Origin of the sequence: Parafrankia soli (genome assembly GCF_001854695.1) — a bacterium.
Lineage (GTDB): Bacteria > Actinomycetota > Actinomycetes > Frankiales > Frankiaceae > Parafrankia > Parafrankia soli.
Window position 1 is genome coordinate 1 of record NZ_MAXA01000032.1, and the last position, 10,136, is coordinate 10,136.

At 68.4% G+C, this 10,136-nt stretch carries 10 protein-coding genes and 1 tRNA gene; 7 read left to right on the plus strand and 4 right to left on the minus strand.

Annotated features, from left to right (window positions below; genetic code table 11):
- From BBK14_RS04645 to BBK14_RS04655, 3 genes are all read left to right on the plus strand, one after another.
- Positions 1-428, plus strand: a 428-nt coding sequence (locus BBK14_RS04645) for a transposase (protein WP_198541177.1), incomplete at its 5' end; no start/stop codon positions are given.
- 31 nt (positions 429-459) lie between these two features.
- Complete coding sequence (locus tag BBK14_RS04650) at positions 460-1,122, plus strand: Hachiman antiphage defense system protein HamA (protein ID WP_071059966.1); 663 nt, start codon at positions 460-462, stop codon at positions 1,120-1,122.
- The gene (locus tag BBK14_RS04655; RefSeq protein WP_131802164.1) at positions 1,115-4,723 is read left to right on the plus strand and encodes a DEAD/DEAH box helicase; all 3,609 of its coding nucleotides are present in this window, start codon (positions 1,115-1,117) and stop codon (positions 4,721-4,723) included. The genes BBK14_RS04650 and BBK14_RS04655 overlap by 8 nt, the downstream gene beginning before the upstream one ends.
- Before the next feature lie 406 nt (positions 4,724-5,129).
- On the opposite strand, the gene BBK14_RS04660 is transcribed toward BBK14_RS04655, so the two are convergent.
- Together BBK14_RS04660 and BBK14_RS04665 are read right to left on the minus strand one after the other, a co-directional pair.
- A tRNA-Ile gene (locus BBK14_RS04660) sits at positions 5,130-5,206 on the minus strand.
- Positions 5,207-5,478: 272 nt separating this feature from the next.
- Positions 5,479-6,282 carry an alpha/beta fold hydrolase gene (locus tag BBK14_RS04665; RefSeq protein ID WP_071059968.1) on the minus strand — a complete coding sequence of 268 codons (804 nt, stop codon included), beginning with the start codon at positions 6,280-6,282 and terminating at the stop codon, positions 5,479-5,481.
- A 316-nt stretch (positions 6,283-6,598) separates the two neighbouring features.
- Here BBK14_RS04665 and BBK14_RS04670 point away from each other — a divergent pair, with 316 nt between their 5' ends.
- The 4 genes from BBK14_RS04670 (at position 6,599) to BBK14_RS04685 (ending at position 9,108) form a co-directional block, all read left to right on the plus strand.
- Complete coding sequence (locus tag BBK14_RS04670) at positions 6,599-7,237, plus strand: fluoride efflux transporter FluC (RefSeq protein WP_071059969.1); 639 nt, start codon at positions 6,599-6,601, stop codon at positions 7,235-7,237.
- The gene (gene crcB, locus BBK14_RS04675; RefSeq protein WP_071059970.1) at positions 7,234-7,605 is read left to right on the plus strand and encodes a fluoride efflux transporter CrcB; all 372 of its coding nucleotides are present in this window, start codon (positions 7,234-7,236) and stop codon (positions 7,603-7,605) included. Before BBK14_RS04670 ends, crcB begins: the two co-directional genes overlap by 4 nt.
- Before the next feature lie 262 nt (positions 7,606-7,867).
- Positions 7,868-8,659, plus strand: a complete 792-nt coding sequence (locus BBK14_RS04680) for a carboxymuconolactone decarboxylase family protein (protein WP_241831136.1) — start codon at positions 7,868-7,870, stop codon at positions 8,657-8,659.
- Positions 8,656-9,108, plus strand: a complete 453-nt coding sequence (locus BBK14_RS04685) for a pyridoxamine 5'-phosphate oxidase family protein (protein WP_071059972.1) — start codon at positions 8,656-8,658, stop codon at positions 9,106-9,108. Before BBK14_RS04680 ends, BBK14_RS04685 begins: the two co-directional genes overlap by 4 nt.
- 54 nt (positions 9,109-9,162) lie before the next feature.
- On the opposite strand, the gene BBK14_RS04690 is transcribed toward BBK14_RS04685, so the two are convergent.
- The gene (locus BBK14_RS04690; protein ID WP_071059973.1) at positions 9,163-9,585 is read right to left on the minus strand and encodes a TOBE domain-containing protein; all 423 of its coding nucleotides are present in this window, start codon (positions 9,583-9,585) and stop codon (positions 9,163-9,165) included.
- Between the two features lie 195 nt (positions 9,586-9,780).
- Positions 9,781-10,136: transposase (locus BBK14_RS04695; RefSeq protein ID WP_198541178.1), on the minus strand; the 356-nt coding region annotated here is incomplete at its 5' end.

Below are 10,136 nucleotides of genomic sequence, written 5' to 3' on the forward strand. Positions count from 1 at the left end.
CGGGGCGGGTCACCGCCAGGTGCTTCCCCAGCCACACCAGGGCCGATTTCCTCACGTTCATGGACCAGGTCATCGCGGAATACGGCGGTGCGGAGCTCCATGTAGTGGTCGACAATCTGGCCACCCACTACGGCCCCGACGTCGACACATGGCTGCGCAGGCACAAGAACGTCACGTTCCATTTCACCCCGTCCGGCAGTTCATGGCTCAACCAGGTCGAGAACTGGTTCGGTATTCTCACYCGGCACRCACTCCAGCACGGGGCGTTCGTCTCGGTCCAGGACCTCGTCAACACCATCAACAACTATGTCGAGAACTGGAACTGGGACGCCCATCCGTTCGAGTGGACAGYCACCGCRGAAGAGATCGTAGCCAAGGTGGAGGTACTCCACCGGGAATTCAGGAAGCTGCTCGCCAACAACTTGTGACGACTTTAGTTATGTGTCATCGGAAAGAATTTTGGTTTACAGTCTACTAGGCGCCGACGAGCTGGCTGCCCACGTACTGAAGAACAAGTTTCCCGACGACCCGAAGGTACGGATCGGCGAGTTCGGTGAGGCACTTGTCGGTGCCATCCTTCGTAAGATCCGCCGCTACACCGTCCCCATCCTGAAGCTGAGGTTCAAGCACCGACCGAATGCGCCCGTACAGGGAGCCGATCTTGTCGCGTTCCGCTTGTCGGTGCAGCCGCCGGTCATCGCTGTGCCCGAGGTGAAGACTCGCAGTCGCCGACAGCGGCCCGATTTCGATGTCGGCAAGGAGGCGTACGCCAGTCTGGCGGGAGCGCTCAGCACTCTCGACGCCAGTATCGAGTTCGTCGCCACGCGCCTCCTCGATCAGGGAAACCAGGCTCTGGGCGTCCGGGTGATGGYGCTGCTCGCGGACGAGTCGAAAGTCGTCGAACGCCACGTGTTCGTGGTGCACGAGGACGACCAGTGGGACGCCCGCGTCATCGACCGGCTGGGCGGCATAGTCACGGAGAGCACGGAGGCGACGATCATCCGTATGCGCGAGGTCCGGGAGCGCATCGCAACGACCTATGCGCAGGCCGCCCAGGCAGTCCGCCCACACAGCCGCCAACCCGCCGGAGCCGCACCGGGCGACGAGGCCGCAGGTGCGTGACTACAACGGCCGACTGCAAGGTCTCGCCCGGCAGGCGTTCGCCGGTGGCCGTACGACCTGGCGGCGGCAGCTACGGACCGCGACCCTGCTGGGACGGCTCCGCCTCGACAGCACGCCCGTGCCCGCGTTCACGTTCGATGAACATGGCCTCGCGCGCCTGAATACCCTCGTGCGACGGGCTGAGCTCACTCGGTCGGCTCGGGACCGCCGGAAAGACCCCGGCCAACTGCCCCAGGTCGCCCAGACTTACACCGACCTGGCAGCAGCATCCCCACCGGGCTCCTCGCAGCGCATCGAGCGGCTCGCATTGGCCGCCTCAACGTGGAGTCTGGCCGGCTACCAAGCAAATGCCGCCTCGCTCGCCCAGGCATATCTCGCCGAACTCGGTCACCAGTCGGATTCGAATCCCACCGAGGTCGAGCCGGTGACGGCAGCAGCACCCGCGGCGATCAGCGCCATTGCCGGGATGATCCTCTGCCGCGATGTCAGCGAGGTCGGCCGGCTAGGTGCGGTCGCCGAGCTCGCGATCCGCGAGCTTGAGAACCGGCTGCTAGCGCAGCCCTCGGGGGTCGAGCCCGATCTCTCGGATATCTCCATGTTGGCGGCGTACGGACTCATCGGCCGCGCCGCGCGGGGACTCGCCCGCTTCTGGCGGGTGGGGGACCGGGCTGCGGCCCAGCGCGCGCAGGCCGACATCCGTGCCGCACGAGATGTCCTCGGGGACGCGGGGGTGGTCGACACCTGGCTGCTGGTCGACAACCTGCATTACGTCGTCGAGGACATCATCGCCACTTCACCCTGGCTCTTGCTTCGGCGCGCGCCCAGTTGGAACCGGCTGTGGGAGCGGTACCTGCGTTCACAGGCGCTCGGGGACCATCCGGTCGTCCAGGTATGGCCGTCGCAGCGGCAGGTACTCGATGCGGGTCTGTTGGACCGGGCGAGACCGAACATGACCATCTGCATGCCGACGTCCGCAGGAAAGACACATACGGCTGAGTGGGCTGTGCTCGACGCCCTGACATGGGTCCGCCCACTCCGCGGCCAGCCGCTGGCTGTCTACATGGTCCCCAGTCGGGCACTGGCCGCCGAGGTGGAGCGGCACCTGCGAGCTAGCCTTAGCCCGCTCGGGCTGCGAGTTTCGGGCATCTTCGGTGGCGCCGAGCTGGTCGACTACGAGCTGGGGCTGGTTTCCGGCAGCGACGTTCTCGTGCTCACCAGCGAGAAGTTCGATCTTCTGCTACGTAACGACGACTCCATCAAGGACCGTCTTGCCCTCCTCGTTGCCGACGAAGGTCACCTGCTCGGCAACGAGGGTGCTCGCGGTCTCCGTCTGGAGCTGCTGCTGACCCGGGTGAAGCAGCATGTCCCCGCCGCCCGGCTCCTTCTGCTGTCCGCCGTCCTACCTAACGGCGAAGACATTGCTGGCTGGCTCGACCCGGATGGCTGCCACCTGGCCAGCGTCGAGTGGACGCCCTCCAACCTGCGACTCGGGGTCTTCAGCTGGCGCGGTCAGGACGCCGAAGGGCAACGTGGCTTCGTGCAGTACCAGTCCGAGGACATCGACGAGCGGTTCTTCCTTCCGCATGTGCTGGTCCGCCGCAAGGCGCGTACGAAGCTTCACCCCGCCAGCAAGACCGAGATCACAGCAGAGCTCGCGCTGCATTACCAGAAACTCGGACCCGTACTCATCGTCGCATCCCAGAAACCCTCGGCCGTCAGCGCAGCTAAGGCGGTCCTGAAGGCTGCCACGAAGGCTGACCTCCGGATCGGTGCGACCGACGACGGCGACCTGCCAGCCGGCGTTGTGGAGGAGCGTGAACGGGTCGCGGATACTGTGGTCGAGTTCGCAGGCAGCGACCACCCCCTGATCGAGATGGTCCGCGCAGGTATCGGTTTCCATCACGCCGACGTTCCCGAAGGCATACGTCACGCTCTGGAACATGCCTACCGCGCCGGCGCCTTGGGCATCCTCTGTTCGACCAGCACGCTCGCGCAGGGAGTCAACCTGCCAACGAAGACCGTCCTCATCTCCGGCACCCGCCACAGCCAGCACCACGAGATGTCCGTTCGCGACTTCCGCAACACCGCTGGCCGGGCCGGGCGCGCGTTCAGGGAGACAGAAGGCCACGCCATCCTGGTCGCAGACACTCAACGTGAAGCTGGCCGGCTCCGGCGGAAGTACCTCGACAGGCCGACGCTCGAACCCATCCTTTCCCAGCTCGCCTGGCTCTACGTCCGGCTCCTAAAAGCGAGACTGCCTAATGTCTCGCCGACTGAGATCCCCGATACCGAAAGCTTCGACCTTCTGGATCCCACAGACTCCGACGCTGATCTCACGGAATCCGTGGACCTGCAACTGCTCGCGATCCTTTCCGAGGAGATCGTCGAGACCGACGACGAACCCCTGCTAGCAGCAGCGGTCGAGGGCGCACTCAGCACCACATTGGCCGCACGTCAGCTCGGCGCCAGCGGCATCAGCATCCGGCCGTTCACCCGTTTTGCGACCCGGCGCATCCGCGAGATCCGGCAACGGGTGCCCGAGGCGACACGGCGCGCAGCCTTCCTGCGCACCGGACTCAGCATCGCCGGCTGTGAGACCGCGCAGCGTGGGGCGCAGCGTGTCGCCGCAGCTATCTCCCATGATCCCGACTTGCTTCTCCAACCACAGTGGCCAGAGCTCCGGGAACTGCTCCTCGAAGCAGCGATTGCCGTGGAAGAGGTACAGAAGTCCGCCACGGCAGTCGGCGCACCCTCCGAGGCACTCCCAGCGCTCGTCGCAGGCTGGATGGCCGGACACAGCCACGATGACCTGCGCATGGCCCACGGCGCCGCGCTCGGCACCTCCGATCCGCTGAAATTCGCTAGCCAAGTTGACCGCGTCATCGTCCACGACCTCACCTGGGTACTCTCTGCGGTTGTACAGCTGCTCTCGGTGGAGTTGGGAACCGAGGTATCTCTGCCATTGTCCGTGACCTCCATCGCCGCGATGGCGAAGTACGGCGTCGGTACACCTGCCGCATGCTTCGCTGCCAGCCTCGGTGTGCGAAACCGTCAGGATGCCCACAGGCTCGGCGGGCTGTTTCCCGTTCACGCCGAGGGCAGCTTCGCCCAGTTCGTCGCCTGGGTCGGCACGTTGGACTCATCCACGCTCGCGCTGGTCGTCAGCGGCGAGACCGTCGAGGTACTCCTAGACCGCGCTGCGGCCCTCAACACCCCACGCAGAACGCTCGACCTCATTCTGGCCGAGGAGGGCACAGTGACGGTCCCTCTCCGCGGAGTTCAACCCGCAGGCGCCGAAGACGTGCTGCGTTTCACCGGCATCGGTGAACCCCTCGTCCTCGAACGCGAACACCACAACCCAGCCGACCGCAATGCCATCGCCGTGCTCACGAATGGGGGCTTCAAGCTCGGTTATCTTGCGCGCGAGCACGCGCGAGTCCTAGCGCTGCTACTCGACCTCGAGGACGGCCCAGCCCTCACTGCCACCCTCGCTAGTCATCCGCCGATGGCCGAGCAGCCAGCGAGGTTCGGAGACAATGGAACCGCCCTCGTCGAGGTCTCGGTCACGCCAACGGACTCTCCCGGAGCCAGCAATACATAGTACGCATCACCCAGGCGACCAAGATCCGCACGGGAGGCAGCCGGCTCCGACTGGGGGCGAGCCCAGGTCGCCGCGCTGGGAGTAGGTCGACCTTCACCGACGCCGACCACGTAGCGGCCAAAGCCGCTGCCGGCGTCGTCCCGCGCCGGCATCGACCGGGCTCCATAGCACCGACGCAGCCCGAGAACCTCACTTCGCTGACCCTCGACGACGGGCCCGGCCTGGACATGTAGGGGCAGCAAGAGTCAGTTCCCGGCCGAACCCCTCACCACCGGCGACTACTCTCTGCAACCAAGGGCAGGGGCTCGAAATTTAGTTGCGGTCGCAACGTCACCGGCACGTCATCACCAGCGCCGGTTATCGATCTCCACGGAGGCCCGGCCCCCGCAAAAGGCCAGGTCAAGGGTGGTGGGGCGGGTGGGGCTCGAACCCACGACCGACGGATTATGAGTCCGCTGCTCTAACCGGCTGAGCTACCGCCCCGGAGCTGCGCGCCACCCGACCTCGGCTGGGGCGCACCACGGGCAAGCATATCCGGGTGATCGGGCTGCGGCAGCGCGAGCGCATCCGGCGATCTCAGGCAGATCACACCCGACAGTCCTCACCGCGGCCGACCCGTTGTTCCCATCGGTGAGCCGTCGCCGGCAGCCACCCGAGGACGTCGTGGGGGCACCCGCACCCGGCTCGTCGCCGAACGGGTGCAGTGGCCGGGCGGGGCCGCCTCAAGCGGTGCGCGCCACCACCAGCCCGGATGGTCAAGGGTTCGGGCCGGCCAGAAAGGAGATGACGTCGGGGAACGCTCGGACGTCCTGGGCGAAGAAGGTGTGGCCGCCCTCGTAGGTTCGCAGCGTGGCGGTGGGGATCCGGCTGGCGATCGCCTCGCTGTTCGCGGCGGGCGCGATTCCGTCGTAGCGGCCACAGGCGACCAGGGTCGGGCAGGTGATCGCGCCGAGCCGGTCGTACACGTCGTGGTGTCTGCGGGCCTCGAGCTGCGCGGTTTCCCCGCGTTGCTGCTCATCGGTGCGCGGGATCGACGCTCTCCCGGCCATGCCGTCCGCCGTCATCCTGTCGGCGGGGTGCGACGCCAGCCATTCGGGGGTGAAACGGGAGTCGAGCAGCCGCGGTGCCAGCGCCGCCCGTTCGGCGGGGGCGAGCCTGCCGCGCTCGTCAAGGGGGTACGACGATCCGCCGGCGCCGCCGGCCGACGTGCACAGCAGCGCCAGCCGCTCKATCCGCTCCGGCCAGGTTACGGCCAGTTCCTGGGCGACCATCCCGCCGAAGCTGATGCCGACGACCCGGCATCGCTCCCAGCCGACCTGGTCGAGCAGGCTGGCGGCGTCCGCCGCGTAGTCGGCCATCGAGTAGGGGCCGGGTGGTACCGCGGTCATGCCCAGGCCGCGCTGGTCATGGGCGAGCAGGTCGAAGTGCGCGGCGAACGGGGCGAGCAGCCGTCCTGTCGTCGCCAGCGTGGTGCCGGAACCGTTCAGGTAAAGCAGTGCCGGGCCGGTGCCACGCCGTTCGTAGTAGATCTCGATTCCGTTGGCTGTCACCGTGGGCATCGGCCCCTCCCCCGCTTCGCCGCCCTCGGTGTCTCCGGCGGATTTACCTCCAACGTGGTCCGGTCAGACCGGTCCGGTCAATGCGATCCGGGCTGCGCGAATCTCCGAGCAGGGAACGGGCGAGAGAGCTGAGCGTCGGCCACCTGCGCGCCACGCGGTGATCCCGCGTTGCCGTCGGCGGCGGCCGGTATCATGAGGCGCTGGGCGAGTCAGCCCTGCCGGCGGTGGGGCCCGCCGTCCCCGCGCCTGGGGAGAACCGCGACAGCGTCGCCAACGGTCCCTGCCAGTAGCTGTTTCCGCTGGTAGGAGGCCCGCCATGTCCGAACCCGTTGCCCGTACCGGCCGCTCGGACGTCGATGCTCCGCGGCTTGTCGTCCAGCCCGACGGGGCATCCGAAACCGTGGCCAGGCCCGTCGACCCCGATGTCGATCTGTCCGATCCCGAGGAGCGGGCGGAGCTGCGGCCGAGTCCCTGGCCGGTTCTCGCGGCCATCGCGGCCGGTGGTGTGCTCGGCGCGCTCGCCCGGCATGGCCTGGTTGTGGCCTTCCCACACGAGGCGGCCGATTTCGACCGGGCCACGTTCGCGATCAACACGTCCGGCTGCCTGCTCATCGGCGTCCTCATGGAGCTGGTCGGGAGCGTCTGGGCCGGGCGCCGGCTGGTCCGGCCGTTTCTCGGCGTGGGCGTGCTCGGCGGCTACACCACGTTCTCCACCTACGTCGTGGACGTCGAGCGTGCCGTCGAAGCGGACGCGCCCGGCACCGCCCTTCTGTTCCTCTTCGTGTCCCTCGCCGCCGCGCTCATCGCGGTCGCCGTCGGTTCAGGTCTCACCKCGCGGCTGCTGCGCTCCCGTGACCGCTCCCGTGACCGCACCGGTGGCCGCTCCCCTGACCGCTCCCCTGATCGCCCCCGCGGCGCCGCTCACGGGGCTGGTGAAGTGCGGGGTGGACGGTGACGGTGCTGCTGGTAGCGCTCGGAGCGGCGGTCGGGGCACCGCTGCGCTACCTCACCGACCGGGCGGTCCAGAGCCGTCACAGCTCGGTTTTCCCGTGGGGCACCCTGACCGTCAACACCGCCGGGTCCCTGTTGCTCGGGTTCCTGGTCGGCCTGCCGGCGTCGTCCGAGGTACTGTCCGTCGCCGGTACGGGGCTGTGTGGCGCGCTGACCACCTACTCGACGTTCAGCTACGAGACGCTGCGGCTGGCCAGGGACTGGACCCATCGCCACGCCGTCGCCAACGTCGTCGTGAGCCTGACCGTGGGTCTCGCGGCCGCCTTCGCCGGGGTCGCGCTCGGGCAGGCGGTCGGCGGGTCCGCGGGCTGATCCGGGCCCGGCAGCGACTCTGGACCCGGGAAAGTCACCTGCCTTAGATTGCGGTCGACCGATTGAACGCAGTCCGGAGAAGCAGTCCGGAGGAGCGGAGCCGTCCATGACAACGGAAGGCACCGCGCAGGCGGGGCAAACGGGGCGAACAGGGCACGCGGGGCACGCGGGGCACGCGGGCGATGAGCGGGACCCCGCGCGGGCAGACGACGAGCGGGATGCGGGACGCACCGGCGTGGCCGAGCGCGTGTTCCGGGAGGTCATGGCCACCGAGGCACCACCGGCGCTGACTCCGTTCGAGGCGGCGGCGCGGGACTTCGTCTTCGGTGAGGTGTGGCGCCGGCCCGGGCTGAGCCGGCGGGACCGGCGGTGGGTGACGCTGACCTGCGTCGCGGCGGCCGACGCGCCCGGTCCGATCGACGCGCACGTCTATGCCGCCCTGCGCAGCGGTGACATCGAGATCGCGGAGATGCTCGAGTTCGTCCTGCACTTCGCGGTCTACTGCGGCTGGCCGAAGGCGTCCCACCTCGAAGGGGTCGTCGGCCGGCAGTGGGCGCGGGTCCAACGGGAGCGGGGGGTGGAGCCGACGGGATGGCCCCCGCTGGACGTCCCCTCGTTCGAGACCGGCGACTGGAACGCGCGGCTGGAAGGGGGCGTGGCCGAGTTCGCCGACGTGAATCTGATGCCGGCGCCACCCGCGGACACGCCGTATCGCCAGGCCGGGATCCTGGGTTTCGTGTTCGGCAACGTCTGGCGGCGGCCCGGTCTCACCCGCCGGGAACGCCGGATCATCACCGTCGCCTGTGTGGGGATCGACGACTCCCCGATGCCGCTGCGGACGCACGTCGACGTGGCGTTGCGCTCCGGCGACCTCACCAGCGCGGAGATGGATGAGATCGTGCTGCAGTTCGCCGTCTACTACGGTTTCGCCAAGGGCGAGGCCCTCAGCGACGCCGCGGCCGCAGCTGTCACCACAGCCGCAGCTGTCACCACGGCCGATGCTGTCACCGAAGCAGGCACCGCGGGAAGTCCGCACCTGGAGGAAAAACGATGAAAGATCAGCGTCGAGGCCGCAAGATCGCCATGAGCCCGGYCGAGGTCGATGCGTTCCTCACCGAGGAGCGAACCTGCCGGGTGGCGACGACCAGCGCGGACGGGCCGCATCTGACGCCCCTGTGGTTCGTCTGGGACGGGCAGGCGCTGTGGCTCAACTCGGTCGTCAAGAGCCAGCGCTGGACCGATCTCGAGCGTGACCCGCGGGTGGCGATCGTCGTGGACACCGGTCACGAGTTCACCGAGCTGCGCGGGGTGGAGATCCGCGGCCGGGCCGAGAGCGTCGGCGAGGCCCCCCGCGTTGGCACCCCCGACCCCGGCCTGGCCACGCCGGAGCTGCTCTACGCCCGCAAGTACGCCGGCCGCGACGAGATGCACTACGACGGCCGGCACGCCTGGCTGCGGGTGACCCCGGAGAAGATCACAAGCTGGGACTTCCGGAAGATGTGACCGGCGGCTGGACGTCGGCGTCGGCGTCGGCGCACGGTTGTCGCGGCGTGGGCGTCAGAGCGCGGAGAAGGCCACCTCGGTTGACTTGATCAGTGCGGTCACGGGCAGGCCCGGGGCAAGCTTGAGCTCGTCGGCGGCAGCGCGGGTGATCGCCGCGGTCAGCTCGATGTCCGTGCCGAGGTCGATGCGGACGAGCGCCATCGCGCCGCCTGTGTCGATGCCGACCAGTGTCCCGCCCAGTCGGTTCCGGATGGTCAGGCCCGACGTCTCTCCCGTGGCGAGCGAGACGTCCGTCGACTTGACCAGCACCTCGACCGCCGAGCCGATGCCGATGCCGACGTCCTTGATGGCGTCCATGGTGACGGCCGATGTMAGGGTGTCGCCGTTCGCGAGGGCGATGCGGACAGTACCCATGACAGCACCACTCGTGATGTCAGCGACGGTGCCAGCCAGCCGATTACGGATGCTCAAGGTCATGGCTGGACATTAACGGCGTCCTGTTGCGGGCTGGTTGCGCCAGGCCGTGCGCACCCTCCTCACCTGCCCGTTCGGGCCGTCGGGAGGGTAGGTCACGGTTCACCCAGGCCGGCGCGGCGGGCTCGCAGGATTGCCGCCGTGCGGTCCGGGGCGTGCAGTTTGGCGAGGATGTTGACCCTGCTGGCTAATTCGGCCTTATGCGGCGTGGGTGAGTTCGAGGCGTGCGAGGTGRCTGGTGCGGGTGCGGTCGAGGGGGTGGCCGTTCCACCATGCGTCGAGGCGGATCAGGTTGAGCGCGACCGCGGAGAACACGTGTTGCAGGTGGGTCTTGGCCAGGCCGTGGTAGCGGGTGTGGCGTAGGTCGGTGACGGCGACGCCCTGGCGGATGGTGCCCTCGACCCCTGCCCGCAGCGCGTATTTCGCCTGCCAGTCGGTGGTGTCCTGCCGGGCGCGGGCGTCGGCTTGGGCGTGGTAGGCGTCGCGGGGGTGCACGGTGAGCTGCCGGCGGTGTTTCTTCGAGGTGGTGCACTGGTCGCGGGCGGGACACGGTG

What these genes read in the sequence shown, in the direction of transcription:
- BBK14_RS04680 (WP_241831136.1), top strand. Translation starts at nt 7,868, where the DNA reads ATGGCCACCGAGGCACCACCGGCGCTGACTCCGTTCGAGGCGGCGGCG.